This window comes from Paenibacillus sp. 1011MAR3C5 (assembly GCF_003591485.1).
In the GTDB taxonomy this organism is placed as follows: domain Bacteria; phylum Bacillota; class Bacilli; order Paenibacillales; family Paenibacillaceae; genus Pristimantibacillus.
Genome location: NZ_QZCF01000002.1, coordinates 934,646 through 960,850 on the forward strand (window position 1 = coordinate 934,646; position 26,205 = coordinate 960,850).

Below are 26,205 nucleotides of genomic sequence, written 5' to 3' on the forward strand. Positions count from 1 at the left end.
CCAAGTAATAAATCGATCTACATTGCCGTTATCCTTCTTGCAAAACAATCTCCGACTCGAAGCCCAACTGTTCACATAGCTTGTGAATACGGCGCATGTCCTGTGTGCTGGTAACCCACTCGCAACCTAAGATCGATGCCTCGTGAGCCGCCCATTGCAGCATATAGACCAAGGCATCCGCATGGGGTTCCTTCGTAGCGAAGTCCTCCAGCACCAGCGCGCCGCCGCGTACCGAAGCACACACATAGGCCCAGTGCTGATCAGCAAAGCTGCGAGCGACAACACGCGTTTCGCCATCCGACTGGATCTGCATGGAGAGCATTTGCAGCCATTTGCTATAGGCGCCTGATCCTGTCGGGGCTTTCGGGTTCCCCCATTCAAGTGAATCGGCGGCCAGCTTCCGCAATTCCTCTTCCCCAACTACACGCTTCCACTGCTCAAGATGGATAGAAGCTTGGAGAGACGGTTTGAAGCGGACTTGCCAGCTGCGTTCACCTGCCTTGATGCCATTAGCATGAAGCAGCTCAGATACGGGAACGATGGCAAGACCTTTGGCATGTGTATATTGTACAAGTGATTTGACAGCCTGAGGCGTCTCCTTGGCGATTTCATTGGCATGAAAAATTAATATCGAACCATTGACTAGCTCGGGTATCGCCCGCTCCACAAGCTGCGCGCTTGGCGGTCCCGACCAGTCGACGGTATCCTCCCCTTCGATGAGCAGATAATTCCATTCCCGGAGCCATTCCAGATTCTCCTCCCGATAAGAGGCATAAGGAAAACGCATGAAGGTCGGTGCGGGCCTTCCCGTCGCTTCTTGATAAGCGAGCTCAGCCAGCTTCAGCTCTTCGAAGAATACCTCTTTGGTCACGTCCGCCATTCTCCGGTGATGGTAGGTATGCGTTGTGAGCTCATGGCCCCTGGCTAACATTTCTCTTGCTTTCGCCGGGTACCGATCGAACCATTCGCCTGTTAAAAAAAACGTCCCTCGCGCGCCTCCCTGCTCCAAGGCATCCAGCCATGCGTCAATCGAAATCCGCATTGGACCGTCATCGAACGTAAAGGCACATTGAGAAATGGCTGTATTGCCGTGAGTAATGACCAAGTTTGTCATTGTAAATCCCCCTTCTGTGATATCCATTCAAAAAGATACCGTTGACCCTATTGTAAAATTGTAGTATTGTTTTGTAAAATTGAATAATATGAACAAATGATTCAAATTACTTAAACAAAGGTGAGGTTAATGGATCTTCGAGCTTTAAAGACCTTCGAGGCTTGCGTGCGTCTTGGACATTTTCTGAAAGCCGCCGAGGAACTCCAATATGCGCCCTCTACGGTAACCCTTCAAATTCAGCGTCTCGAAGCTGATCTGGACGTTTCCTTATTCGTGCGCGACGGAAAACGCGTGATCGTGACCGAAGCCGGCCGATGGCTCTATCATGAGGCTATAACTTTACTGAAGTCGATTGGTGCCATAAGGCAGACTGTATCGGATATTGCAGAGGGAGATAACGGCTCGGTGCGTTTTGCCTCTATCGAGCCCTTCGCAAGCCAGCAGCTAGCGACCGTTATAGCTGACTATTGCAAAACTCGGCCGAAAGTGGCGTTATCCATGGAAGTAGGCGGCAGCAGATTAATCGCGGAGAGGCTTAAGGCTGGCGAACTGGATTTCGGCATATGCTCGGCTCCGCCTTCAAAGCTCATGCTGGAGTTTGAGCCGCTGCTAGAGGAACAATTAGGAGTCATGTTAAATAAGAATCACCCATTAGCTGAACGAGACAGGATCTCAGCGAGCGACCTCGCAGGGCAAACCGTTCTGGTCAAAGAACCGAGCTGTATCTATCGTGAGCTTTGGGAAACGGCAATTGATAGAGCTGGACAACACGAGTTCTCATGTATGGAGGTTGGAAGCTTCTTTGTTATTCAACAAATGGTGAAGGCAGAGCTCGGCATGGGGATTGTTCCGATATACAGTAGTCTGGAGCAGGAGGGCTCCTTGGTCATAAGACCTCTAGCCGATTTGAACCTTGTCGTAACGATAGGCATCGCTTATAAAGACAAAAACTTCCTCGGCAAGGCAGCACTATTGTTAATGGAAGCAATTAGAGGTATCTGTGAACCCCATCCTGCTCTGCCAAGTGCGTGATTTAAGGACCCCTAACCTTCATTCCTCACCTACTCGGTGCAATAATCGCATCCACTACAAAAAACGCAATGTCACAGGGAAGTATTTTTCGCTGCTCCATTGCGTTATTTTCGTTTGTTGACCTAACCTTCTACTCGATACGTTCCGGATCGACATGAAGGAGGATTGCCGTCAAGCCAGTAAATAGTTGTTCAGGCTCCTCCATTCATTTGGCCGATAAGGTTTTCTCATTCCTCAATTGAACTGCTGCTCCTCTTTCCAATGAATTGAACGATTCAAAATCATTATCGTTTATCTTGTAAAGCATGATTTCTTCCCTATCAAACCATCGAGTGCTGTCTCCAGCCTAATCACTTAACTACTTTTAGAGACATTAGGCTTCTATAGTAGGAACGCTAGTGCTTCTATGGCTTAAGTAGCCGTCGAGCCGTTCCTTGACGACCTCCCACTCGCTAGCCAGAATGCTGTAGAGCATAACATCGTGCACTGTTCCATCGGGTTTGATTCTTGCCTTCCTCAGAACTCCTTCTTGTACGGCCCCAAGCCGCTCGACGGCGCGCTGCGATCTGACGTTGTAGTGACTAATCGAAAATTGGACGCGAAGCATATGTAAGTGTTCGAAGCAGTAGCCGAGCAAAAGCCTCTTGCATTCCGTATTGACGGAGGTTCGCCATACGCGTGGCGACAGCCAGGAATAGCCGATCTCCGCATGACGATGTCCCTGGCTGATCGCCGCGATTCTCGTAGTGCCGACGATGAGACCCGTACTCTTTTCGATAACGGCAAAAGGAAGCTGAGAACCTCCCGACCGCTCCCGCAGCGCTTCGTCAACCAAAGCCTGCGCTTGCTCCAGCGTCGTGATTTTCCGCCATGTAAATGCCCAAATGGCATCGTCGTGCAGCACAGCAGCCAGTTCTTCCTTATGCTCAAGCTCCAGCAGTACAAGATCGATCGTTTGCCCCATCAGCTTTATTCCGACATCCATTATGTTCGTATTCATAGAATTGCGCCGCCTGTTCATTTTATTTTTTTGTTTACTGCTATCATACCGGATAATGAACTAGCGGAGATTGGATGTTTTGTAAAACGAGACTGGAAAATGCCAACATAACCAAAAGCCCCCGCCCGGTCATCCTTGACCAAGCAGGGGGCTATTATTCTTGCTCATTCCTCGTTTATTTGTGTAACGAACTCACTGCCGTCCGCTTATCCGCTAGCATGCTGCCCGCTCCGATGGCTAGAGCGAGGCCCACAAGGATTGCTCCGACCCACGGAAGCGAAGCCAGCGACATATGGGTAATGACCCACCCGCCGACAAAAGCGCCCACCGCATTGCCGAGATTCCCCGCAGAATGGCTGGATGTGGAGGCTAATGCCGGTGCGTCCTTGGCAATGCTCATAATGCGCACCTGCAAGCCCGGCATCACGGCAAAGGCACCGGCGCCCCAGACAAAGATCGTCACAATAGCGGCAATCTCATTTTGGATCGTAAAGGTCAACGCCGTTAATGCAACAACGACAACCGCATAGGTTCCCAGAAGCGAGGGCATAAGCTTCCAGTCCGCCAGTTTGCCGCCGACGATATTGCCGACAGTTACGCCAACGCCGAACAAGACCAGTATCCAGGTGACGCTATGCTCGGCAAATCCCGTAATATCGACGAGCAGCGGCGTAATGTAAGTGAAGACGGCGAATAACCCCGCGTTGCCCAGCGCACAGATGAGCAGGAATACCATTAGTTTCGGATTAATCAGAGCTGCTACCTGCTGAAGAATGCCGGTCGCCTTCGGCTGTTGCAAACGCGGGATTAATATAATGATGCCGATCAAGGCGACGACTCCCATCAGGGCAATAGCTCCGAAGGACGCGCGCCATCCCCAATTTTGCCCGATGTAAGTACCTAGCGGTACGCCTAGAATATTCGAAATGGTCAAGCCGGCCATCATGACGGATACGGCACCAGCTTTCTTGTCGGGCCGTACCAAGCCTGACGCGATGACCGCCCCAACACCGAAAAAGGTGCCGTGCGTGAGTGCGGTGAGCACTCTCGCGCCCATTAAAACGGCATAGTTCGGTGCGATAACAGCTAAGCCGTTCCCCGCAATAAAGAGCAGCATAAGCACGATCAGCAGTTTTTTCTGCGGAATTCGGTGAGTCAGCAGCGTAAGGATTGGGGCGCCGACCGCCACTCCTAGCGCGTACATCGTAATCAACTGGCCCGCTGCGGGTATGCTTACGCCCAGATCGCCCGCTACGTTAGGCAGGATGCCCATAATAACGAATTCGGTCATGCCGATGGCAAATGCGCCAACGGTGAGCGAGATCAATGAGATCGGAAAACTCCCTTTCGGCTCTCCCGGAAGGCTTTTGACTGGTTGCTTTAATTTCATGATGTCGTTATTCCACCCTTTCAATCTGTTCAATCATGAAGTCCATAAAGAGCATTCTACTAGAAGTTAAACAAGTTGTCTGTACTGAATAGAAATAAAAATCGGCCATCACCTACTAAGCTCAGATTGAGACGTTTTCATTTTCATCCCGATTAAGTCGATCTAACCCACTTAAAGTAACAAATGGCGCACCCTCGCGCATTTATGACGGTCTCATCGACCTATTTGTAAAAAACAGAACAAAAAAAGTCTGCGTCGCCGCAGACTTTGCCCTTCTTTCATCTATGCAAGTTTGCTTTCATAAGTAAAGCGATCTTTCGTTCATCTTCATTCTGAATCTGTTCCAGTTGCTTAATAACCATTTCTTGCCGTTTAACGGGATGGTTTTGGCTTAACTTTGCTTTCCCTTCTATCTTGTTGATTGTTATCTTGAATCCTTGAATTCCTTTATTCATTCCGGCTATATATTCTGCATCTACTTCTTCGAGTTTATAGGGACGATCAGGAGCTTCATACTTCATAATCATGTCATGCAAGGAGTCCATTAACTCCTTCTTGTCATCAATAAATGTTACTTCGCCGTATACATGAACGGTCACATAATTCCAAGTTGGAACTGCATTTTCTGTTTCATACCATGAAGGAGAGATATAGCAATGCGGGCCATGAAAAATAGCTAATACGTTTTGATTGCCGATATCCTTATACTGCGGATTAGGACGTGCAAAATGCCCGTATAAGCACTTGTTTTCCTGATCTAATATTAATGGCAAATGTGTCGCGAAGGGTGCTTCATTATGTTGTGAACATAGTGTTGCAAAACTATTTTCTCTTATAACTGCATAAGCGTCATTTAAATCTTCCATTTTAAAATATGAAGGAATATACATAGTTTTCTCCTCCCCGCTGGCTGCTTCTACAAGGTTCTAGTCATGATGATATCTGTTTGTTCGTCACTACCCATAAAGAATGAGTGTACTCCTGTTTGAACAAAGCCCTTCTTCTTATAAAATGCAATTGCATGATCATTATTTTCCCATACACCGAGCCAAATTTTCTTTTTACTGCGTTCCATTGCTACTTCAATAGCTTTATTAAGCAGGCACTTCCCAAGTCCATGCCTTTGAAATCTGCTCCTTATATAAATCCTCTCCATTTCAAGTGATTCATCTCCCATGTCTTCATTCTGAGCATCATTAATATTGACCTTTAAATAACCGGCAACTTCATTGTTCATATAAACAAAAAAGAACTCCGAACAATGATTGGATAGCTCCATTTCTAATTGTTTTATGTTAAAAGCTTTTTCCAAATAAACCTTCATATTTTTGGGTGAATTATGATTCTCAAAAGTCTCAGTAAACGTCTCAACACTAATATCTTGAAGCAAGTTTATATCTTCAAACATGCACTTTGTTATATGAATAGTCAATTTCATTGTCCTCCCTATAAAGATTAATAATTTCTCTTTTTCCCCTTCTTCACAAGTTCCCAGTCCTTCTCCACGTTTATTCTGACTCTTTGCAGTAAGCTGAAAATGGTTTCGGCTTCACTTTCGGAGAACTCAGTTAGCGCGACCCCATTGGAATAATCATTTTCCCGTTTTATAAAGGGATATACCTTTTCCCCTTTTTCAGTTGGAAAAAGTTTTTTTATTTTTTTGTTATGAGAATCGTCTTTCTTTTCGATAAATCCACTTATTTCAAGTTTACTTATAGCACGGGCTGCAGTTGTTCGATCTACCTTTATCATTTCAGCTAATTTTTCTTGAATAATCCCTGGGTTCTCACATATCCGCACAAGATATAAATACTGCCCTTTAGTTAGGTCATATTCTTTGAATTCTATATTGCTAATTGAATCCAATGCTCTTGCTATCATTCCAATCTCACGTAGAATTTCCTTCATCATGAACTCCTTTGAATATTATGTTGTAATTGCAACAAATACGGCGCAAATATAATTTAACTCATATTTGTTGTATTTGCAACATAACTCAAAAAAAACCGCGATGACCGCGGTTTCTTAAGCATGCATCTTTCTTGTCCTAGCATTCGTGTTCTCTACGTCGCGCTCATTTGCCGGGCTCGAATTTGTTCCCTGGCATCATCGCTTATTAGCGCAGGCGTCCATTTCGGTTCAAACACAAGCTTCACTTCGGCTTGTTCGATTTCTTCGACCGATTCTGCCGCTTTTTTGACGTCTGCTACGATTTGATCAACCAAAGGACATTCGGGAATGGTGAGCGTCATTTCAACGACGACATTCCCGTTGCCTTTATCTTCAATCCCGTATACAAGCCCAAGGTCAACGATATTGATGCCAATCTCGGGATCGATCACTTCTTCAAGTGCCGTCATTATCTGTTCTTCATTCATGGGCAGCCCTTTCCTTTCGCTATTGGTATTGGAGCAATTACTCATCGTAGTATGCGTATTGCCGCACCAAAACAAACGGAATAGACATTTCACATGAATTTATTAGAGGCGGATGATTGACTTTACAGCTTGAACAACGGGAATTTCTATAAAAATGAAGTCACAAACTAATTGCCAGGCAATTGAATATCGCGCCAGCTGCTTACATTACATTGGCCATATTTATTATCACCCACAGCTATCACTGTGCCGTCCGGTTTAAGCCCGACGGTATTGCTTTCACTTTTGTATTGCCCATCACGCAGCTAAACAAGCCTTTGAACTTTGACTTTGCAATCCGTGTTTGTCTCAGTAGCGTACTCTATATAATTCACAGAGCCGTTAAAGTTCAAGTAAGCTTCATACCGCAAACGTATTCCGGGTAAAGTAATGAACTCCAGAACTTTTTCCTTTGGAACCCACTTGCACTCGCTCGTTTCATCAGAAGCAGCCAGTTCTCCACCCGCAGCCTTGCACACAAAATCAAACATGACCTTCGTAGGAACATCCGTCAAACCGTCATACCACTTGTGGATCGCTGAATTCGAAACAACGCTAATTAAATGGCTGACAGTCGCATCTATTCCGCTTTCCTCTTTGATTTCACGAATCACGCCGTCTATCAGGTTTTCTCCTACTTCCGTTATTCCGCCAGGGTACACCCAGCCATCGTCATGAGCTTTTACTAACAGGATATTTCCCATTCCATCTTCTACAATACCGCCTGCCGAAACAATATGTGTCGGAAACGTCATTTGACATCCCTCCTATCAAGGTGAGCTTGTATTCTTATTCCACATTCACCTATGTATTCCTTTCAATCTTTATCCCCGCGTACATATATAGCGGCAAAGAGGACAAAGAACAGCAGCCGATTATCATGTCAGCTGCTGTCGTGTTGGATTGATGTCTATGTTATTATTCTTTTTCACTTAAATACTCATTTTGCACTGCATCACCATTAGGGTTATTATTCTTAATTTGGCTAAGCCGCCCATTGCGAAACTCGCCGCCATGCACTTCATTCTGACGTTGCTCATTATTATCGGTATGATCATGCTGGTTATGATTGTAGTTTTTATTATTTGCCAAATCAATACCTCCTTTCCATAAAGGGTTGACTTAGTTTGTGCCTTCCTGGATAGAGTTATGTATTCCTGGATTTCTTAGTTTGACGGATAGAACAGACCACCAATTAACTTTTCAGCTTTCGTGTTTTTATAACGTGACATTACTTACGAAACGTTTTAACGATCCTGCGCGTTATCCTTGTCACTTTGCCATAAATAAAAAGCACCCCTCAAAAGCATTAGCTTCTAAGAGGTGCATCCGATCTCTCATTGGGGCGAAATCCAACGAATCAATATAACGTCTGCACGGATTGAGGCGTGAAAGGAATAAGCTCCTCCACCCGGCCTTCCCTAATCTTGCTGACCCAAGCCGGATCCGCAAGCAGCGCCCGTCCGATGGCGACTAGATCGAACTCCTGATTCTCCAATTTGGGAATCAAGCCATCCAAGCTAGCGTTCCCCGAGCCGCTTCCTGTCGTGAAGAAGGTCGACACGTCCCCATCCAGGCCGATGGAACCCACTGTAATGGTCGGTTTGCCGGTCAATTGCTTCACCCAGCCTGCGAAATTCAGCTCAGAACCTTCGAATTCCGGTTCCCAGAAGCGCCGCGTCGAGCAATGGAAGATATCTACACCAGCGTTCACCAACGGTTCAAGAAATTGCTTTAATTCCTCCGCTGTTCCTACGAGCTTCGCCGAATAATCGATACCCTTCCATTGCGAAATACGCAGGATGATCGGGAATTCAGGGCCAACGGCTTCGCGGCAAGCTTTCACGACTTCTGCGGCAAAGGTTGTACGCGCGATGAAGCTGCCTCCGTAGCGATCCGTTCTTTGATTCGTTTTCTCCCAGAAAAATTGATCGATTAAATAACCATGAGCGCCATGCAACTCAATGCCGTCAAATCCCAGACGCTTGGCTGCTGCTGCAGAATTTGCGAATTCCTGCACGATATGTGCAATTTCTTCTTCCGTATACTCATTGACATTGCCGCGAGCGCCCATATGCCAGATTTGAGGAACGATCTTGCCGCCTGCATCATGCACTTCGGATACGACATTCGCCCAGCCGTTCAAGGCTTCTTCCCCGTAGAAATATGGGACATCCTTCTGGTTGCTCGAATCGGCATGGTTAATGACCGTGCCCTCCGTCACGATTAGTCCGACTCCGTTTTCTGCCCGGCGACGGTAATAAGCCGCGACATCCGATCCAGGTACGCCGTTTGGCGATTTTTGACGCGTCATTGGCGCCATTACCGTTCGGTTAGACAAGGATAGCTTGCCCAACGTAAAAGGACGAAACAGGGATTGCAATGTTTGTGTATTAGTCATGGTTACCCTCCATTATCTTTTTTAAAAGCATGCGCATGCATATAAAATTACAGAAATAAAAGCATTCTGTCAAGTAACCTTTATTTCAATAGTTGTCGAACAAAATGATCCAGCTCAGTCAAAATGCCATGGCGTTGAAGTTCATCATTCAGTACCTGATTAACCGTTGCAAGGGCCTGTAGGTACTTTTGTTCTCCTAACGCTGTAATACGGGTGTAAATGCCACGCCGGTCAAGCGTGCAAGTATGCCGTTCCAGCGCCCCAACACTAGGCGCTTCCATGCGATCCACAAGTCGCGACGTCGCGCTTTGACTTAATCCCACCTTCTCTTGCAGCTGCTGCAAGCGCAGTTCTTTGCACGGTGAGCTGGAAATAAATTTAAGGACGTAAAATTCCTTTAAGGAGATATCATATTGCCCCAGCAGCGCCTGTTCCAACTTATCGTTGACGCTAGAATGGAAATGGGATACAGACAGCCATAGATCCAGACGTTCGGTATTGTTATGCAAGACTAGACCACCCCATGAATAATTGTTCATACTGTTCTCATTGTAGCAAGCTTGCCTTGAATGGTCAAAACAGTGATGTATGGCGTTCCAGGACGATCACAAGTACAAAAACCCAGTACCTGCGGATTCATATTATCTCTCATTTATTCAATAGAGATTCGTTAATCATAATTCTTGAGTATGCCGTTAAGAAACGCTCGAAACTCATCCACATAGGCTTTTGGCTCTAAGATGACCAGTTTTTTTCCAAAACCAGCCAAAAACTGAAAGCCGTAATGGTTTTGCGGCACATCTATTGTTGCAATTAGATAGTCAGAATTATAGGCATCAATCCTTTTATGGCCGTATCGTTCAATAAAGTGATCCTTTATACTATGTGCGATCAATGCTTTGATTGGAATTAATTGCGGTTGGTACTGTTGTTCCGTTTTTTGCTCAGTCACAAAATCTCGGGGAACAAAAGTTTGGATATCGATATTCAGATTTTCCATTCTGGACAATTTAAAAGTTCGATAGCCCATTCGATTTAAACAAAACCCCTTTAAATACCAACTCATTTCACTAAAATGAAGCTGGTATGGCTCGACCCTTCTAATTGTCTCGACTCCATCTTGATCCATATAATCAAAGGTAAGCAACCTTCCTCGCACGGTGGCTTCTTGACAGGTCTTTAACATTTGAACAATCTCCGTACGGCCATCCCAATCATAAAATGACAGGTGAATTGAACCTCTCCATGATGCTGAGTCTACCATCGATTCAATCTTTTTAAGAGTGAGCTCTACTTCATCACTGAAGAGAATTTGCCCCATTCCGCCCAGTGCGGTTAAGATATTTTCCAAGTCATTGCTGCTTAACAGTCTTTTATCTAACTTGTATTCATCCATAATCCCGTAGCCGCCGTAAACACCATTTATGGAGTAAATCGGTATATTAGACATGCTGAGGGTCTCCATATCACGCAGAATCGTTCTTTTGGACACCTTGAATAACTGCGAAAACTCCGTTGTAGAAACAATATTCTTTTGCAGCAAGATCATTACGATAGAAATTAGTCTTTCTATTTTCTCCATAGTACCCTCCCGGCTCAAACCGTTCTGAGAATCCCCTACTATAACAAAAATATTTTTAAAAAAGGTTTTGAAAGGTGACAACATGCTGTCACCTATTATAGCTTATACTTCATGTATTACAAGAAGGAGGTTTTTCACATGTCAGTTATCGCATATTTGAATTTTGATGGAAATACAGAGGAGGTCATTGGATTTTATTCAGAAGCTCTGAAAGCTAGTCAAGTAAAAAAAGTAAAATTTGGGGATTTGCCGCAAGATCCGAACTACCCTATGCCGGAAAATGAATTGAATATGATTATGGAGTCATCGTTGGAATTTGCAGGCGGGAAAATAATGATGTCGGATATTCTGCCTTCGATGAAGAATGTGACGGGCGAATTGGTTAAAGGCAATAATATATTGATTAGTATCGTTATTGATGATAAACAGACTTTGGAAAATTACTTTTCTAATTTAGCTGAAGGTGGTTATGTCATCATGCCTTTATCAGAAGTGCCTTGGTCTTCCTGCTTCGGAATGCTTGTTGATAAATTCGGTATTTCATGGAAGTTTAATCGTGACGCTGATACGTTCCTTAATCGTTTAGTTGCAAATCAATAACCGTAATGCAGCTTCTCGAAGGTTTGATAAGAGAGCTGCAGCTCCTATGACATAAGAGAAAGTGGCAACGGATCGGTACCGTCGCCACTTTTTCTCATGAACAAATAATTGCAAGGCCATTTGGATGGTTCCCGGCTTATCGCTATCTCGATCTGGTTACATGTTCATGCTTCTATGAAGGGGAGTATTGAGCATCATTCACTTTTTCCAGCCACTCAACCGCCTGACCGTTAAGTCGTTCCTGTATGGCGATATGAGTCATAGCTGTAGCGGGCGACGCACCATGCCAATGCTTCTCGCCTGGCGGGAACCAGACTACGTCACCTGGACTGATATCCTCTATCTGTCCTCCCCAGCGTTGAACTCGTCCTTTTCCTGCGGTTACGATTAAGGTCTGGCCCAGAGGGTGAGTATGCCATGCTGTCCGTGCCCCTGGTTCAAATGTAACGCTCGCTGCAGCTACGCGTGCAGGTTCTGCTGTCTCAATCAGCGGATCAACGCGAACTGTGCCGGTAAAATAATCAGAATTCCCTTTACCTGAAGGTTGTGATCCTGCTCTTTTAATTTCCATCGTTTCATCCCTCCAATTAAGTTTCGTATTCAGGCTTTGCTCTCCTAATGAAGACAAGATAAGAAAGGATGGCCAGAACACTGGTTGAAAAAATAACGATGCCAAAAGGAATGGCAGAATGCTCGCCCGCAATGCCTACTAGCGGGGATGTAACTGCGCCTAAAGCATAATGCAAGCTGCCGAGTATAGCAGAGGCGCTTCCTGCCATTTGTCCATGCGCTTCCATCGCATAGCTAACAGAAACGGGTCCCACAATTCCAATGGATACCGCGAATAAGAAGGTAGAACCAAATATGGTCCATAACGATCCTTTTAATAATACTACAATGAAGAGAGCAGCCGTTGAAATAAAAGATAACGTTAATCCCATTCGCAATAGACTGTGTCCCTTCAACTTGCCTGCCGCTCGTTTAACGACCTGCGAACCAATCATAATAGCCAAGCCGTTCAGTGCAAACAGGAGCGAAAATTGTTGCGGAGATACCCCGAATATATTTTGATAAATAAACGGCGTTCCAGCAACAAATGCAAATACCCCAGCGAATAAAATACCATTAACTAAAGCATATCCCATGAACATCCGATCACAAACCAATCGCTTGTAATTGCTCATCAGTGTCATGAAGCTGCTAGGGACGCGATGCTGTACAGGCAAGCTCTCCTTCAAGCCCCATACTGTGACTCCTGTTAATACAATTCCAAACACTCCCAGAGCAACAAATACGCTAACCCAGGTGCTAAATGATGTGACAGCACTCCCTGCGTTCGGAGAGATTAAGGGTGCAGCATTGCTGATCAAAGTAAGCAGTGAGATAAACTTCGTAAGCTCGACTCCGCTATATCTATCTCGAGCAATCGCTCGGGATATGACAAGTCCGGCCGACGCGGCGGCCCCTTGGATGAAACGCAAAAATATAAAGGATTCAATATTGGGAGCAAAAGCACAACCAATCGATGAAACGATGTAAAAAATCATGGCGATCAGCAATGGTTTGCGTCTGCCATAGCTATCGCTTAACGGTCCCATGACTAACTGACCCAAGCCTAATCCTAACAGGCTAGCGGTTAGACTGGCTTGAATCAAGGATGCATTCGTATCGAAAGAATCCATAATTTGCGGCAGCGACGCAAGGTACATATCGACTGTAAACGGTCCAAGCGCGGAAAATGCAGCCAGGATCAAAGCCAGTTGAAGCGAAAGATTTTTGATTTTATTGTTCATCTTTACAATGTGGAAATATCGATAACAAACCGATACCGCACGTCGCTTCGCAGGATCCGCTCGTAAGCATCATCCACTTGATCCGCATGAATGACCTCAATTTGAGGAGCAATCCCATGTTGAGCTGCAAAATGCAGCATTTCTTGCGTCTCAGAAAGTCCGCCAACCAAGGAGCCTGCAATGCTGCGGCGACTCATGATTAGCGAGAACACTTGGTATTGACTTGGCTCAGCCGGCGCGCCTACATTAACCAGCGTACCATCTACGCGAAGCAGCGATAAATACGAATCGACGTCAATCGTAGCGGATACCGTGTTCAGAATTAGGTCAAACCGGCCAGCGAGCGTTTCAAACGTTTCTGGATCCAGGGTTGAATAGTATTCATTCGCACCAAAGGACAGCGCTTCTTTTTCCTTATCCTTGGCCCGGCTTAATACGGTAACTTCGGCGCCCATCTCATGCGCAAACTGTATCGCAACATGACCAAGACCGCCCATTCCCAGAATGGCTACCCGCTTCCCTGGACCGGCATTCCAGCGCTTGAGCGGAGAATATGTCGTAATACCCGCGCATAGAAGCGGGCTGGCTGCATCCAGCTCCAAGCCATCCGGGATATGCACAACGAATCTTTCGGTAACCACAATCATTTGGCTGTAACCGCCATAAGTGGGATTGCCGTCGTAATCCAAAGAGTTATAGGTAGCTACATGCCCTTTGGTACAATACTGCTCTTCTCCACGGAGGCAGTACTCGCACACTCCGCAAGAATCCACATAGCAACCTACGCCAACCCGGTCGCCTACAGCAAAGTTCATTACCTTCTCCCCTACTTCCGTTACAATCCCGGTAATCTCATGACCAGGCACCATAGGGAAAATTCCTCCCGCCCAATCCCCGTGAGCACTGTGAATATCGGAATGGCAAATGCCGCTAAACTTAATATCGATCAAGACATCATGAGACCGCAGTGGTCTTCTTTCAATCGTCGTTTTTTCAAACGGCGCTTTCGCAGTTGGAACGCTTAAAACGTATGTTTTGCACATATGCAGGATCTCCTTTTCCCTAAAAATTACGTGGAAACTAATCAACTAGATTTGATTAATCGACATATGTCTATTATTATGGAATCAAGTCCAAACATTCAATGGTTAAAAAAGCGCGTTCTGTTGATATCTCAACACATGCGCCGAAATTGTTTATTATTTTAGAAAGATTGGTGGCACATTGGCTAAATTGGATCGGAGAATCCTTAAAACACGAGAGTCTTTGAAAAATGCCGTTATCGAACTTATGGCCGAAAAAAGTTTCGATCACATCACCATTCAAGATATTGCAGACCGGGCCAACGTAAACCGCGGGACCATATATCTTCACTATCAGGACAAATTTGATCTATTGGACCAACTCATCGAAACCCATCTTAATGAATTAGGAGCGATGGATAAATGGGCATGCGAGATGGAATGGACCGATGCGCTTGTCCCTTACTTTGAATATTTCGAAAAAAACTATTTGTTTTTTTCAGCGATGCTGGCAAGCACGGGCGTTCCTTCATCGTTCAGAACCCGGCTCCTTGCTTCCTTTATGAAAGGCTTTAAAGGCGAGATCGACAGAGACAGCGAAAGAAATACCGATTTGAATGATGATGTCATCCTGCAATATTCCGGCACCGCTTATGTAGGTGTCATTGAATGGTGGATTCGATCGGGAATGCCCTATCCCCCACGAGTGATGGCCAAGCAAATCGGGACCTTGCTGGAGCGAAGTTTATAATGCTCCCGCAGCACAGTCGAAAAGCAAACTCAAAGGTCCAGATGATCGCAATAAACAAGGGACAACTCGATAAGTTGTCCCTGTTTGTACGGGTGAGTTTTTGAAATGCAGCTTTGGCTTTCATACCCTACTCCTGTCTGTGACATGCACCCTATCCGCTCAGCTCAAGTCGGAATGCCTATCATTGCCTGTCTGTGACTGATAGGCCCAGAACTCATCGAATTCTTCGCCTTTCCATATCCAATACGCCTGAGCTTGGGTGCTATAATGATTAAAGTCAACCTTATTGCCTTCGTTTTGAGTGAACTCGTTTGTGATCATTAGTCCATCCTCATTCGCATGAATATCGTTGTTGCTTAATTCATTGTTCCTTGTGTCGAAGGCCAGATTGATTTCACCATAACCAAGTCGCTTGGAATTGTTTTCCGAAAGTGTATTTTCAATAATGATACAATCTTCCGTCCTTCCGCGATCTTCATCATAACCGCCCAGCGTAATGCCTGACGCACTATTATTATAAATGCGGTTAAGAGACACCTCTACATGCGAAGTTGCACCTCCGGCATGCTCGCTGGCGAGTTCAATCCCAAAATCATTGTCGTGTATGTCATTGTCGATGATCTTGATCGCTTTGCCACCGTCCACATAGATGCCAGCAGCTGAATACTCGTTGCCATAGGCGGGATTGCCATAAGAGGAATTATGGTATACATGATTTCCTTGAATCACACCGTTTCTTGCCTGATCACGGGCATTATCCGGTGCCGTACCTTCAAACCCAATGATATCGACACCGATGTTGTTGTTATCGTGCACGATGTTCTGCATAACACGAAAGCCGTCTACATTCCCATTAATCGCCATCGCTTCACTGGCGCCCAGCTTCAGGTTGTACAGCTCATTTTGGATAATCGCAATCTGGTTTAGCGGAACTTCCGAGTTACCGTAAACAGCAATGCCATGTGCATTGCCGCCGCCTGCCTTCTGACCTGCAGTGGTTCCCATATCGTGAATGCGATTGCCTATAAGTTCAATATTTCCGCCGCTGCCGCTTACATGAATCCCGATAGGTGTGACATCAGCGGAGCTTGTATTGTAATGGCGTATCTCCAGGCCTGCTACCCGTACATAGCTCGCATTGTCAATGCTGATGGCACCATCCTGGGTTTGCTGTACGCCTTTGCCGTCCAATATTGGGGTTTGTCCCTCTGCATTGCGTAAAGTGATGTAGCCCTGCTCTGGCGATCCTGATTTTTCGATGCTTACGGTCTGGTGATATACGCCTTCAAGGAGAATGACGGAACGCCCTGGCTGCACGAATTCAATGGCTTTCTGGATGCTGGCGAGCGGTGCATTCATCGTTCCCGGATTGGTATCATTTCCTTGCGGCGAGACATAATAATCCCGTGCCGACGCTTCATTTATCGCTTCCAATTCTGATACAGAATCCATGACGTTACTAGGATATATCCTAGTCATGAAGTATGTGATACAAACCGACAACAGAATGAGGCAGCTAGCCCAAAACATAATCAATTTCATTTTTTTGCTCATGATATCCACATCCTCTAAACTCAAAACTTACGTTAGTTGGTGAGACATTACACTCTCCATTAAATCCTAGAGCTCTCCCAGCGCATATAGGCCGCTGCCCCTGCCCAGCCTGCCGCCAGCTTGCAAATACGCTTTCGCTGCACGCCGCAAGCTCGTTTCCTCTCCATATTCGGCTGGATCTGCAGCGACTCTATTGAAGATTCGCTGCTCGGCTTCCTTCGATGATTCATCGACTTCATAAATATGGAACAGCCGCTGAAACTGTAGAATGTTCGAATCGGCCTTCAGAATTTGTTCAAGACCGGGGTACAGCAGCCAAGTTTGGCACACAAAAACGGGCGGTATGCCTCTGAAGAATGCCCGGGCTAACGAGAAGGAATGAACCACCTCATGCGGAGTTAACGCTTCCCCTTCCGGAATGTGGACATTCAGCACGAGCTGATTCTTCTCCACTGTCAGGTCCCCTGCCTTTAGGTCGCCTTCAATTGCGATAGGCTGAAACTGCAGTCTGCCTAGTCGAAACAGCCTGAGCTGAACATGCTCTTGCAGCCAGTTGTACTCCTCAATGCCATACTCGCCATAAATCCGGTAACAAACCTCGCTCCAAATCCGGATATCCGAAAACGTATCGAAATAAACGTTATTGGCGATTTCTCGAACCTGGTACTCCTCATAAGCGTCCATGGCAAATCTCACGAATAGGTAAAGCAGCATTTGCCTGTATCCCGCAACACCTTTGATGTGCTGGAAGAACGCATGGCGATCACTTAGAAATTGTCGTTTTAACTCCGTGTATTCACTCTCTTTCATACGATAATCAACAACAATCCGGCTAGCTGCCTCCCCTAACTCGATGCCATGGCAAAACGCCTTGATATCCATTGAAATCATCACTCTCCTCATTGAACAGATCTAGTTGCTAGATTCAGTAATGTGTTTCAACTGCATAACATAACTGCTTGAGACAAATAGTCTCATTAGAATAAGTTGCCGTCAACCTAAAATCTAACTAAGCGCAAAGTAAAATTTAATAGGGTTTAATAATTAATATCCTCGACCTATTAGCTAAGCTCCAATAAAAAGAGCGCAATCCACATAGGACCACGCTCTTTACAATAGTTAACATCGTTAAATATGGATTTCACAATAAATCTTGATAGTCACTGCCCCTAACAATATCTTCCGCTTTAAATCGAGTCCATTTATTAACTGTTACTTCAGGATTATTTTTTAAGTAACTTTGCATAATGGAACAGTCTGATTCGGGTAAACCAATGAGGCGAAAGCATCCGCTTTTCCCTCAATAATGACGGAATTTAATAATGTATCGTCACGCACGCTGAGACTTTCCAAGGCGACAGTATGATTATATTCATGTGCCACTGTATATTTAAGAAACTCTTCTGAAAATGTAGGATCAATATGCAATAAAATGACGTCCCTACTAAGTGCAACACCTGTTACACCACCCATCTCTCGAAGATGAGTTGTTTTATCCGGGTTAAGGGGCATAATAAAGATTGTTTTATTGCCCCCTTTAAGCAGTTTTATAGAGGTTATAATCGCTTCCTCAATGATAGAATTTATTTTTTCCTGATTGTTAAGCAATTCTATCGTGTTGTCTTCCAATTGTTGCTCGAGAAGAGTCGGCGTAAAAAAAGAATCATAGTCTTTGAACACGACCAAGTTCCTCTTCTTTGTCATATTATAGAAAGGGGCGAGCACTTTATTGTTATGCTCCTCCTTAGTGTCCAGAGAAGGATCTTCCTTGATGGAAGCCGTATAATGAAGTACTTCTTTATAAAGGGGGTTAATTTCAAATTTTCGATCTTGATGAGTAAATTCAACCGCAATTGGCTTAGGAACATTTAAATCTTCTAAAATCTTATTCGAATTGTAGTTTGTACAGCTAGTCAACAGAAATAATGTGAGCATAATCAGTAGGATGTGTAATCGCTTCATCTTGATCTACATTTCTTATTTTATTGTAAATCTATGATTTCTCTAATGGATTATTTCGACAAATAAGGGATTAATCCTGCTTGAGTAACAGTAAAACATGACTTATGCAGTTCATGAGATTAACCGATAATTGTGAGAATCTAAGCTTGAATAAACCGGCCACATGGTCATGGAGAGAATCTTAGGCCAGTATGCGGAAATAAGGCTTGCAAAACGGCTTGCCTCTATGTCAAAATCGATGTAGATTCGCTTTAACCCCTTGTGGTTTCTTGTGCGAACCTGGCAACGAGTGTGGAAGAGACCGCGAACCATTTCGCCGTGGGTGTGGCTCTCATCGCTCGTTTTTTCTTTGTTTACTTGCCATAAAGCATAGGCAAGTAACGTTTCCGCAGCAAAAAGTAACTCCATATGTGCGTGCTGATGCGCTTCGGTTGTAGAATGGCACTTTTCAAAGCCAAGTTCTTGCTTGGCTGCGCGGAAAAACACTTCAATTCGCCAGCGCTTCCCGTATACTTCAAACGCCTGCTTTGGCACATCATGACGGTTGCTAATGATCAAATACGCCCCTCTGTAGGTTGCCGGCTCATCTTGGGCGTCTTCCCTTTCTTCAACCATTTCCTCGTCTTCTTTAAGGCGCATGGCGACAACGGCAGCGATTGGAACGAATCGTTGTTTCGTTACGGGCTGTCCTTTCCGTCCTTCGGCAAGATAAGGCATTTTCATATAGATATCAGACACAGCTATGGCAGACAGACCGTTGCCCGATGCAGATAAACGCTTGTATCCTTCCTGAATAAGTTGTCGTGCTGTAACAGGCACATACCGGTCACGACGTCCGGGGACCGTAATCTTTCGGTACAGTGCGGTATTGCGTTTGGCTTTGGTTACCCAGTCAAAGGAATGCTCTTGTAAGAAAACGAAAAAGTCTTTGCATAAATACCATCGGTCCATCGCTACCCAGAGACGACAAGTGACCGACTCACGCAGCATGAGCAACATTTGTCTGGCTAGATCAAACTTGGTTAAACCAGCCTGATCGTCAGAAACTTTGCGCCAGACACTGTAAAACAACGGATATTCAAGTCCATTTTGGAGCACCGCCTGCAGGACAACGAGGTTCATGCACCAGCTGTATGTCTTGGATGAAGAGTCCTTGAGCCAACAAAGAAACGGTAATTTCTTCGCATAGGGATGGGCGCTGTGTGTATCGTCGAGATTAATAACATCGCCTTCCTGAAGCGCGGTTTCCCGTTCTTCTTGAAGCCTTGCAACACGCTTTTTCCCAAACGTCCGCCAGGCATGTGGAACTGTGAAGAATCGGCTAATCGTGTATTGTGCGAGTTTGTAAGGTTTAAACATGAGTTTTAGTAGAGCATCTTTGCTAGCTAGTTCGCTCATTTGTACAACCGAAGAGCATCCAGAGATTAATCCAATGATGTACATAAAGCAAAGCATCCATGACGGAGCTCCGCTACGTTTGAATATCCCGGATTGTGTCAAGAGCAATGAAAAGTCGAACTTTTCCCAAGCGATCTCAAAATCGGCGCTCCTGCGCATTCGCCTTGAGAAAGCTTACGAAACCGTGGATCTTCAAGGGTTTGTTTCACCAAAATCTCCTATTATCTCGAAAGGTATACCCGTTAGAAAAGGTATTCTCCGCGATTATTGTGGTGATTTCCGAAAGTCAAGGGGTTTTCCGGTTTTTAGCTTACATTTCTATGACTATTAATCGATTTCCATCACTTGGAATGAACTGCATAAGTCATGAGTAAAAAAGACATCACCGTTATTCGGGAATGTCTTTCATACCTTTCAACCTGAATTACGAAAGTAACGCTATATAAAAAGTGCCCCTATCTTTGGTAGAATGGTGTTTGTCGGAACAACATCACCCAAAGAGAGGAGCACCCTTAAAGTGAAGTCTATCACAAAAATCTCGAACTTGAAAACGGAATTTTCTATGAGAAATGCAACAAATTTTGCAGGCAGCAAGGTGGTGCTAGCCTTTCTCGAAACCATCGGCTTGAGCCAAGCTTTTCAGACCCTCGGTCTTTCCAAAGCAGCCAACGCGTTATTTCCTACCCATCGCATCCTCCAGTATCTCGTCATTGGCTGGTTGCTCGGGTGCGAACGCCTCTATCATTTTAAATCTCTGAGGCAAGATTCCCTCATCCGGCATGCCCTTGGCGGTCGTCTGCCCCATCATACGCTATTGAATAAAGAGTTGCTTCGCTTCGGCAAGTCGCAGGAGTCCTTCATACCGAAGTTGCGAGCACTCAATCTCGACATCATCGCACCGGCCCTGCCTGAATGCTCGATTCTCGATTTGGATTCATCCGTAGAAACCGTTTATGGCCATCAACAAGGCGCCGCTGTTGGTGTCAACAGTCATAAACGAGGACGTAAAAGTTATCATCCTTTGCTCGTTTATGAAGGAAAATCGCGCCTACTCGTCAATGCCATGCTGCGATCGGGCAATACCGGCAGTTCTACAGATGTCCTGCCGTTTGCCGAAGAGACGCTACAACTATTAGGCGAACGAAAAGTTAGCCACGTCCGATTGACAAAGGCTTTAGCGGCGAAGAGTTCTATGCGTTCTAGGAAGCGAAATCCATCGGTCGGCAAGCTGAAATGGACGAATCGCCTTACTGAACATGTAAGAAAGTGCGAGCACTGGACGCGCTTCGTCGACGAGGATTGGATCATTGAAGGCATCGTCGTGAATTACCAAGCCACTACCTGGAACAAAACAAGACGCGTAGCTGTCATTCGCAAAATGATGCGTTGCCATGACGATCATCCACAGCTCGAACTCGACTTATTCTGGCAGTACGAAGCCATGGTCACCACTGAAAGCTGGGAGGCTATTGATGTATGGCGCTTCTACAACCAACGCTGCTGCATGAAGAACTACATCAAAGAAGGAAAGAACGGATTTTCCATCCACCGGATCCCGACCCAATCCTTTGCCGCTAATGAGATCGATCTATTACTCAAGTTGCTGGCCTACAATCTGTTCGAGCGATTGAAACTCCAATGTTGTGATCCCATTCATCGTTCCTTTACAATCCAGCGCTTTCGGCGGGAATTCATTCTCTGTGCCGGCGTACTGGTTCGAAGCGCTCGCAGATTCACTTTAAAACTGGCCGAATCGTTCCAAAACCGATGGGCGTGGCTGCAAATGGAACGGAAAAGTATTTTTCTGGAATAATCGATAATCCCATAATTAGTCTTGGAAATACCGTTGCCTCTTCGTGTGGGGAGGGGGATTTGTAACCAACAAACTGAACCTCCCTAAATTCTACACCCACAATTGGAACTCATTCCCTGATCGTCCTGTATCCAAAGCTTGATTTTATAGGCTTTCGTAATTCAGGTTTAGGTTTTTCTGTCTCACTTGGATCAGGGGCATGGTGACAATAATTTTCGATTCATGCTGTCTCCTTTGCGTACAGCGCTACTATTTGATCTTCAATACCGAACTAAGAGAGATCCATAAGGGAATAAAGGCGGAAGCCTTGGCCGGCTTAACCGAAATGAATGATCTGCGGCAGGTAGACTTTCGATTTATTGATTCCAGTAAAGGCCGGATTGCCGCTTTGCGCAAGCAAATGTATGAGGCGAGTAAAGAGCAGCTTCTTTACGAGAATATTTCGGAAGAAAAGCGGATACCCTCGATAGCTCTTGAGCATTTATCAACAATTTTGATGTAAAAACAGATAATTCTTCGAGCTTGGCGAGATTCCAATATGAAGAAGCCCGCTTTTTTTGAGCAGGCTTTCTTGTCATAATAAATCTCTCATGTTTCCTTTGCAATGCCAAACTTCATAACTCTGAGAGTCCTCCTATAATGAACGTCTGTAGGACAATTGATTAATACTATACTCGACTGCACTTTGGATGAGATGCTCCTAACAGAAAATGAAAGGCCACTCTTTTGACTTCTATAAATTTTGACATAGTCTTCTCTAGGTTTAAGTCCTACCAAGTACAATAATTGTTCTCTTGCAGATCGAGATTATCCCTCATCGAAGCTTCAATGAAATGAATGGATTTATCAAAGCCTTGGCCTTCAGGGTCTGTCAAGAATTTTGTGTAAACGAATTTAGAGGGTGTTGCGATGGAGGGGGACTCCGCCCCCTACCTCAGGTGCTGACCAACACGATCGGGGAAGAAAACGGACAGTTGTAGTAACATTTGTCCCCAGTTTTGAACGCGTCCTGTCCATTTCCGTACAACATCCATTGTGGATAAATACAGCATTTTGAGCAAGGCTTCATCACTTGGGAAGATACTCTTACCTTTCGTCACCTTGCGCAGTTGACGATGGTAGCTTTCAATGATGTTTGTTGTGTAGATGAGCTTGCGGATCTCCGGCGGATATTTGAAGAATATGGCCAACTCCTCCCAGTTGTTACGCCAGGAGCGGACGATTAGCGGATACTTTTTGCCCCACTCTTCCTCAAAGCGGTCCAGCTCTACGAGCGCTGCCTCCTCTGTCGCAGCTTTGTAGATCGGCTTCAAATCAGCGGTAACCTTCTTCAGGTCTTTGTACGAGACATAGCGCGTAGAATTGCGGATCTGGTGAATGATGCACTTTTGAATCTCCGTCTCGGGATAGCAAGCGGTATTGGCTTGCGAGAAGCCCGTCAGGTTGTCCACGCATGTGATGAGAATGTCCTGTACGCCGCGGTTTTTAAGTTCGTTTAAGACACCGAGCCAGAACTTGGCAGATTCATTCTCGCCAATCCACATGCCCAGTACATCCTTATTACCATCCAGATCGATGCCAATGACCATGTACGCCGCCTTATTTACAATGGCGCCGTCTTGCTTCACTTTGAAGTGAATGGCGTCGAGAAAAACAACCGCATACACGCTCTGCAGCGGCCGATTCTGCCATTCTTTGATCATCGGCACGATCTTGTTCGTAACGTTCGAGATTAGCGTAGGAGAGACCTCGATGCCGTACATATTCTGCAAGTGATCCTGGATTTCACGTGTGCTTACACCCTTTGCATAGAGAGCAATAATTTGGTCTTCAATGCCGGTCACGTTTGACTGATGCTTCTTCACAACAATCGGCTCAAACTCGCTCAGACGGTCGCGTGGCACGGTGATCTCTTGCTCGCCGTACTCGCTCACTACCGTTTTCTTGCTCTTGCCATTGCGGCTGTTCGGCGTTGACTTGACCTTTACATCGTGCTTCTCGTAGCCCAGATGTGTATCCATTTCCGCCTCGAGCATCTCTTGGATCGTCTCAGCGAAAGGCTCTTTAAGCGCGTCCTGAGCGTCCTTAGCCGTAACCAAGTTATTCTCCTTGATGAAAGCACGTAGCTGCTGTTTCGTCCAAAATCCCATGTGTTCTCCCAACCTTTCTTCTTATTCCATTTTAATAGGTTTTGGAGTTTACACAAAGTATTTTACAGACTCGGCCTTCACGGCCTTGTTCTCCTAACTCCTGAAGACATTAGTGGCATGGGGCTTTTACTTTTTCTGCAAGATTATCCTACTTGGCTAACCTAACATGTCGTCTGTTCCGGTTTGCCTTCGCATTCTTTACACTTATCCTCACGGACAATGCAATACGCGTCCGTACTTTCACTCTTGGTGCATTGGAGACTCTCACTCCTTAGTCAATTGCGCTGCTAAGTACACAAAAAACCATAGTTCAAAACTATGAACCATGGCCTTTTGACTTAAAAATACTTATTAAGAAACGTTAAATTAATTTTAATATGATTCATCATACCCCATTTTTATAGCTGCTTTATCTTCTACACTATCGAACCCATTGCCCCACATGATTCCAGCTCCATCACCACCTGCATATAAAATACTTAATGAAAATAGAAATCTACCAGTAAATCCATAATTATAATTTCCAAACCATTCAGAGGTTCTAGTGGAAGGATATTGTGAGGATCTTGTATATGCCATCCATTTTTTATCGTGGGGCGTATATCCCGGCTGTACTTTATAATCCCAAATACCTTGATTCGTGATTCTTGATATCCATAATGCTGTTGTTGCCAGTAATGCCTGAGGTCTATTTCCTTCAATGTACAAAGCTACTAGGTAATAATCTTGAATTTCTTGCTTATTTGCCTTTACTATTTGATATGCAAATAAATCAGGTGGTATATTAAGAGGAATCAGGTTTTTTGCAAATATCTCCTCTCTTAATGATGATTCACGTTGTACATCCTCATTCAATATATTGTTTAATTTCTGTTTCTCCATGTCTTTTGTATATATATCATTCACTGCTTCCTCAAGAGGTAAGAATACCAACTCAAAGTTATTGTCAAAGTAGACTCCTCCTACACTAACAAGATAGTTTGATCTTTCAATTTTCAATAGGTATTTATCGAATATTTCTTTGTCTAAAGATACATCTTCTGCAGTTACATTAATTTCCATTTGTCCATTCTCATTTAGCGAAAGACCATTTCGATTAACTACTTCAGTGTGAATCCTTTTGAGTAGTTCATTCTCGTGCTTATGTTCATCAGTCAAATCACTTATTATCGCTGCTTCTTTTACTAAATCTACTTCCTCGATTAGATTGCTCGCACTAGTAACAGGCGAAATTGACAACATTAGTGAGATGACTAGCAAGATTAATACGATCCTTTTCAAAAAAAACCTCCTTGTAACTTCATATTGTCACTACAATTTTACATTATACCCAATTTACGTAATATGTCAAATGTATGGATTAGTTATTCAACCTAGATTGAACTAGTAATTAGTAATATCTATCCTATCGATATTTGATAATGAACAAGGTTAACAGAAAGATCCTTATAAATCCACATAAATATTAGCAAATGGAGGAATACCATATTAGTGCTCACAGAACTTGTACAAATATAACTATCTGGTCCATATAGTCAAAGTAAACTAAACTGAATTTTTACTATAACAAGAATACTTCTTATTAATCACGTATTTTCTGCATGCCTTTCCAGTTTCATCATAGATGTCTTTACCGACAGTTAGTACAATACTTCTATCCCCACCGCCTATGTTTGCAATTGATAGCTTATCATCATCTAACCATTTTATATGAAAAAATGTTTTTGCATCACTGTAATATACTGTCCTCTCAATATCGTCTTCCAAATGAAAAATCACATTTACATACACATTTACACCTCCAGCAGCACCTCCATAATAATGGTAATATACTTGTGCGGTGTAGTTTCCTGAAGGTGATATTAATTCTTCATCCTTTACCCCACTGTCATAGTTGAATTCATAAGTAAGATTTGTATAGGTTAAATAAGAAAAGACAGCTAATATTCCAACAACAATAATAATTATATATTTTTTCAATCTTTCATCTCCTTTCAAAAGAATAAATAAACAATTATTCAATCGAAATACAACAGGAACCCCCCTATTAAATGCGAAGATCATTCGTCATTATGTCCTGCGTTAAAAATAATATTTCAACTCTAATTTGAATTATAGCATTTCTTTAAATATTCTCATAGAATTTCCCTTTTCAGCCTACTGTTATATATATTACTTCTAAATGATTATTGCTGGTATGGGTCTAACTGCTTGTTTGCAGTTGTC

The 26,205-nt window shown here is 44.4% G+C and carries 27 protein-coding genes and 1 pseudogene; 5 read left to right on the plus strand and 23 right to left on the minus strand.

Going from position 1 to position 26,205, the window contains the following annotated elements; all coding sequences use genetic code 11:
• Positions 1 to 28: 28 nt before the first annotated feature.
• Positions 29 to 1,114, minus strand: a complete 1,086-nt coding sequence (locus D3P07_RS09500; RefSeq protein ID WP_119799929.1) for a polysaccharide deacetylase family protein — start codon at positions 1,112 to 1,114, stop codon at positions 29 to 31.
• 129 nt (positions 1,115 to 1,243) lie between these two features.
• Between D3P07_RS09500 and D3P07_RS09505 the strand changes: the two genes are divergently transcribed.
• Positions 1,244 to 2,146 carry a LysR family transcriptional regulator gene (locus tag D3P07_RS09505; RefSeq protein ID WP_119799930.1) on the plus strand — a complete coding sequence of 301 codons (903 nt, stop codon included), beginning with the start codon at positions 1,244 to 1,246 and terminating at the stop codon, positions 2,144 to 2,146.
• 373 nt (positions 2,147 to 2,519) lie between these two features.
• Here D3P07_RS09505 and D3P07_RS09510 read toward each other — a convergent pair whose 3' ends face one another.
• The 12 genes and pseudogenes from D3P07_RS09510 to D3P07_RS09560 form a co-directional block, all read right to left on the minus strand.
• Complete coding sequence (locus D3P07_RS09510; protein ID WP_119799931.1) at positions 2,520 to 3,146, minus strand: GNAT family N-acetyltransferase; 627 nt, start codon at positions 3,144 to 3,146, stop codon at positions 2,520 to 2,522.
• A gap of 175 nt (positions 3,147 to 3,321) precedes the next feature.
• Positions 3,322 to 4,536 (minus strand): MFS transporter, encoded by a 1,215-nt coding sequence (locus tag D3P07_RS09515; protein ID WP_119799932.1) that lies wholly within the window; start codon positions 4,534 to 4,536, stop codon positions 3,322 to 3,324.
• A 278-nt stretch (positions 4,537 to 4,814) separates the two neighbouring features.
• The gene (locus D3P07_RS09520) at positions 4,815 to 5,426 is read right to left on the minus strand and encodes an FMN-binding negative transcriptional regulator (RefSeq protein WP_119799933.1); all 612 of its coding nucleotides are present in this window, start codon (positions 5,424 to 5,426) and stop codon (positions 4,815 to 4,817) included.
• A 26-nt stretch (positions 5,427 to 5,452) separates the two neighbouring features.
• Positions 5,453 to 5,968: a spermidine/spermine N(1)-acetyltransferase gene (gene paiA, locus D3P07_RS09525; RefSeq protein ID WP_119800035.1), complete on the minus strand. Its 516-nt coding sequence runs from the start codon at positions 5,966 to 5,968 to the stop codon at positions 5,453 to 5,455.
• Positions 5,969 to 5,991: 23 nt separating this feature from the next.
• Positions 5,992 to 6,444 (minus strand): MarR family winged helix-turn-helix transcriptional regulator, encoded by a 453-nt coding sequence (locus D3P07_RS09530; RefSeq protein ID WP_119799934.1) that lies wholly within the window; start codon positions 6,442 to 6,444, stop codon positions 5,992 to 5,994.
• A 155-nt stretch (positions 6,445 to 6,599) separates the two neighbouring features.
• Positions 6,600 to 6,914, minus strand: coding sequence for a metal-sulfur cluster assembly factor (locus D3P07_RS09535; protein ID WP_182914239.1), 315 nt, complete (start codon positions 6,912 to 6,914; stop codon positions 6,600 to 6,602).
• Between the two features lie 167 nt (positions 6,915 to 7,081).
• Positions 7,082 to 7,192, minus strand: a pseudogene (locus tag D3P07_RS27460) (chromosome condensation regulator); the annotation flags it as partial.
• 27 nt (positions 7,193 to 7,219) lie between these two features.
• Positions 7,220 to 7,708 (minus strand): NUDIX hydrolase, encoded by a 489-nt coding sequence (locus D3P07_RS09545; protein WP_119799935.1) that lies wholly within the window; start codon positions 7,706 to 7,708, stop codon positions 7,220 to 7,222.
• 163 nt (positions 7,709 to 7,871) lie between these two features.
• The gene (locus tag D3P07_RS26945; RefSeq protein ID WP_182914240.1) at positions 7,872 to 8,045 is read right to left on the minus strand and encodes a hypothetical protein; all 174 of its coding nucleotides are present in this window, start codon (positions 8,043 to 8,045) and stop codon (positions 7,872 to 7,874) included.
• A gap of 268 nt (positions 8,046 to 8,313) precedes the next feature.
• Positions 8,314 to 9,354 carry an NADH:flavin oxidoreductase gene (locus tag D3P07_RS09550; protein ID WP_119799936.1) on the minus strand — a complete coding sequence of 347 codons (1,041 nt, stop codon included), beginning with the start codon at positions 9,352 to 9,354 and terminating at the stop codon, positions 8,314 to 8,316.
• Positions 9,355 to 9,434: 80 nt separating this feature from the next.
• Positions 9,435 to 9,863: a MarR family winged helix-turn-helix transcriptional regulator gene (locus D3P07_RS09555; RefSeq protein WP_119799937.1), complete on the minus strand. Its 429-nt coding sequence runs from the start codon at positions 9,861 to 9,863 to the stop codon at positions 9,435 to 9,437.
• A 161-nt stretch (positions 9,864 to 10,024) separates the two neighbouring features.
• Positions 10,025 to 10,936: a helix-turn-helix transcriptional regulator gene (locus tag D3P07_RS09560; protein WP_119799938.1), complete on the minus strand. Its 912-nt coding sequence runs from the start codon at positions 10,934 to 10,936 to the stop codon at positions 10,025 to 10,027.
• 138 nt (positions 10,937 to 11,074) lie between these two features.
• On the opposite strand from D3P07_RS09560, the gene D3P07_RS09565 reads away from it, so the two are divergent.
• Positions 11,075 to 11,536 carry a VOC family protein gene (locus tag D3P07_RS09565; RefSeq protein WP_119799939.1) on the plus strand — a complete coding sequence of 154 codons (462 nt, stop codon included), beginning with the start codon at positions 11,075 to 11,077 and terminating at the stop codon, positions 11,534 to 11,536.
• A gap of 172 nt (positions 11,537 to 11,708) precedes the next feature.
• Here the strand turns inward: D3P07_RS09565 and D3P07_RS09570 are convergent, their stop codons facing one another.
• Genes D3P07_RS09570 through D3P07_RS09580 form a run of 3 tightly spaced genes read right to left on the minus strand, consistent with a single transcriptional unit; the run spans position 11,709 to position 14,372 of the window.
• The gene (locus tag D3P07_RS09570) at positions 11,709 to 12,107 is read right to left on the minus strand and encodes a (R)-mandelonitrile lyase (protein WP_119799940.1); all 399 of its coding nucleotides are present in this window, start codon (positions 12,105 to 12,107) and stop codon (positions 11,709 to 11,711) included.
• Between the two features lie 16 nt (positions 12,108 to 12,123).
• Complete coding sequence (locus D3P07_RS09575; RefSeq protein WP_119799941.1) at positions 12,124 to 13,329, minus strand: multidrug effflux MFS transporter; 1,206 nt, start codon at positions 13,327 to 13,329, stop codon at positions 12,124 to 12,126.
• A 2-nt stretch (positions 13,330 to 13,331) separates the two neighbouring features.
• Positions 13,332 to 14,372, minus strand: coding sequence for an NAD(P)-dependent alcohol dehydrogenase (locus D3P07_RS09580; RefSeq protein WP_119799942.1), 1,041 nt, complete (start codon positions 14,370 to 14,372; stop codon positions 13,332 to 13,334).
• A 181-nt stretch (positions 14,373 to 14,553) separates the two neighbouring features.
• On the opposite strand from D3P07_RS09580, the gene D3P07_RS09585 reads away from it, so the two are divergent.
• Complete coding sequence (locus D3P07_RS09585) at positions 14,554 to 15,102, plus strand: TetR/AcrR family transcriptional regulator (RefSeq protein ID WP_119799943.1); 549 nt, start codon at positions 14,554 to 14,556, stop codon at positions 15,100 to 15,102.
• A 159-nt stretch (positions 15,103 to 15,261) separates the two neighbouring features.
• On the opposite strand, the gene D3P07_RS09590 is transcribed toward D3P07_RS09585, so the two are convergent.
• The 4 genes from D3P07_RS09590 to D3P07_RS09605 all read right to left on the minus strand — a co-directional run bounded on the left by D3P07_RS09590 (position 15,262) and on the right by D3P07_RS09605 (position 20,061).
• Entirely contained in the window at positions 15,262 to 16,656 is a 1,395-nt protein-coding gene (locus D3P07_RS09590; RefSeq protein WP_259391411.1) for a right-handed parallel beta-helix repeat-containing protein, read from the minus strand.
• A 66-nt stretch (positions 16,657 to 16,722) separates the two neighbouring features.
• Positions 16,723 to 17,547: an acyltransferase domain-containing protein gene (locus tag D3P07_RS09595; RefSeq protein ID WP_147384500.1), complete on the minus strand. Its 825-nt coding sequence runs from the start codon at positions 17,545 to 17,547 to the stop codon at positions 16,723 to 16,725.
• Positions 17,548 to 17,886: 339 nt separating this feature from the next.
• Positions 17,887 to 18,618, minus strand: coding sequence for a DUF2268 domain-containing putative Zn-dependent protease (locus D3P07_RS09600; protein WP_119799945.1), 732 nt, complete (start codon positions 18,616 to 18,618; stop codon positions 17,887 to 17,889).
• A gap of 111 nt (positions 18,619 to 18,729) precedes the next feature.
• Positions 18,730 to 20,061, minus strand: coding sequence for a transposase (locus tag D3P07_RS09605; RefSeq protein WP_182914241.1), 1,332 nt, complete (start codon positions 20,059 to 20,061; stop codon positions 18,730 to 18,732).
• A gap of 472 nt (positions 20,062 to 20,533) precedes the next feature.
• Here D3P07_RS09605 and D3P07_RS09610 point away from each other — a divergent pair, with 472 nt between their 5' ends.
• The gene (locus tag D3P07_RS09610) at positions 20,534 to 21,829 is read left to right on the plus strand and encodes an IS1380 family transposase (protein WP_182914242.1); all 1,296 of its coding nucleotides are present in this window, start codon (positions 20,534 to 20,536) and stop codon (positions 21,827 to 21,829) included.
• Positions 21,830 to 22,028: 199 nt separating this feature from the next.
• Positions 22,029 to 22,331, plus strand: coding sequence for a hypothetical protein (locus D3P07_RS09615; protein ID WP_259391412.1), 303 nt, complete (start codon positions 22,029 to 22,031; stop codon positions 22,329 to 22,331).
• 427 nt (positions 22,332 to 22,758) lie between these two features.
• Here the strand turns inward: D3P07_RS09615 and D3P07_RS09620 are convergent, their stop codons facing one another.
• From D3P07_RS09620 to D3P07_RS09630, 3 genes are all read right to left on the minus strand, one after another.
• Positions 22,759 to 23,979, minus strand: a complete 1,221-nt coding sequence (locus D3P07_RS09620) for an IS256 family transposase (protein WP_119799948.1) — start codon at positions 23,977 to 23,979, stop codon at positions 22,759 to 22,761.
• Positions 23,980 to 24,351: 372 nt separating this feature from the next.
• Positions 24,352 to 25,260: a polymorphic toxin type 44 domain-containing protein gene (locus D3P07_RS09625; protein WP_119799949.1), complete on the minus strand. Its 909-nt coding sequence runs from the start codon at positions 25,258 to 25,260 to the stop codon at positions 24,352 to 24,354.
• Positions 25,261 to 25,524: 264 nt separating this feature from the next.
• Positions 25,525 to 25,959 carry a DUF5412 family protein gene (locus D3P07_RS09630; protein WP_119799950.1) on the minus strand — a complete coding sequence of 145 codons (435 nt, stop codon included), beginning with the start codon at positions 25,957 to 25,959 and terminating at the stop codon, positions 25,525 to 25,527.
• Positions 25,960 to 26,205: the final 246 nt, after the last annotated feature.

Excerpts from the sequence above, each read along its gene's own strand:
- D3P07_RS09500 (WP_119799929.1), bottom strand. The coding sequence starts at position 1,114 with ATGACAAACTTGGTCATTACTCACGGCAATACAGCCATTTCTCAATGT.
- D3P07_RS09505 (WP_119799930.1), top strand. The coding sequence starts at position 1,244 with ATGGATCTTCGAGCTTTAAAGACCTTCGAGGCTTGCGTGCGTCTTGGA.
- D3P07_RS09510 (WP_119799931.1), bottom strand. The coding sequence starts at position 3,146 with ATGAATACGAACATAATGGATGTCGGAATAAAGCTGATGGGGCAAACG.
- D3P07_RS09515 (WP_119799932.1), bottom strand. The coding sequence starts at position 4,536 with ATGAAATTAAAGCAACCAGTCAAAAGCCTTCCGGGAGAGCCGAAAGGG.
- D3P07_RS09520 (WP_119799933.1), bottom strand. The coding sequence starts at position 5,426 with ATGTATATTCCTTCATATTTTAAAATGGAAGATTTAAATGACGCTTAT.
- D3P07_RS09530 (WP_119799934.1), bottom strand. The coding sequence starts at position 6,444 with ATGAAGGAAATTCTACGTGAGATTGGAATGATAGCAAGAGCATTGGAT.
- D3P07_RS09535 (WP_182914239.1), bottom strand. The coding sequence starts at position 6,914 with ATGAATGAAGAACAGATAATGACGGCACTTGAAGAAGTGATCGATCCC.
- D3P07_RS09545 (WP_119799935.1), bottom strand. The coding sequence starts at position 7,708 with ATGACGTTTCCGACACATATTGTTTCGGCAGGCGGTATTGTAGAAGAT.
- D3P07_RS09550 (WP_119799936.1), bottom strand. The coding sequence starts at position 9,354 with ATGACTAATACACAAACATTGCAATCCCTGTTTCGTCCTTTTACGTTG.
- D3P07_RS09560 (WP_119799938.1), bottom strand. The coding sequence starts at position 10,936 with ATGGAGAAAATAGAAAGACTAATTTCTATCGTAATGATCTTGCTGCAA.
- D3P07_RS09565 (WP_119799939.1), top strand. The coding sequence starts at position 11,075 with ATGTCAGTTATCGCATATTTGAATTTTGATGGAAATACAGAGGAGGTC.
- D3P07_RS09570 (WP_119799940.1), bottom strand. The coding sequence starts at position 12,107 with ATGGAAATTAAAAGAGCAGGATCACAACCTTCAGGTAAAGGGAATTCT.
- D3P07_RS09575 (WP_119799941.1), bottom strand. The coding sequence starts at position 13,329 with ATGAACAATAAAATCAAAAATCTTTCGCTTCAACTGGCTTTGATCCTG.
- D3P07_RS09580 (WP_119799942.1), bottom strand. The coding sequence starts at position 14,372 with ATGTGCAAAACATACGTTTTAAGCGTTCCAACTGCGAAAGCGCCGTTT.
- D3P07_RS09590 (WP_259391411.1), bottom strand. The coding sequence starts at position 16,656 with ATGAGCAAAAAAATGAAATTGATTATGTTTTGGGCTAGCTGCCTCATT.
- D3P07_RS09595 (WP_147384500.1), bottom strand. The coding sequence starts at position 17,547 with ATGATTTCAATGGATATCAAGGCGTTTTGCCATGGCATCGAGTTAGGG.
- D3P07_RS09600 (WP_119799945.1), bottom strand. The coding sequence starts at position 18,618 with ATGAAGCGATTACACATCCTACTGATTATGCTCACATTATTTCTGTTG.
- D3P07_RS09605 (WP_182914241.1), bottom strand. The coding sequence starts at position 20,061 with ATGTACATCATTGGATTAATCTCTGGATGCTCTTCGGTTGTACAAATG.
- D3P07_RS09615 (WP_259391412.1), top strand. The coding sequence starts at position 22,029 with ATGGTGACAATAATTTTCGATTCATGCTGTCTCCTTTGCGTACAGCGC.
- D3P07_RS09620 (WP_119799948.1), bottom strand. The coding sequence starts at position 23,979 with ATGGGATTTTGGACGAAACAGCAGCTACGTGCTTTCATCAAGGAGAAT.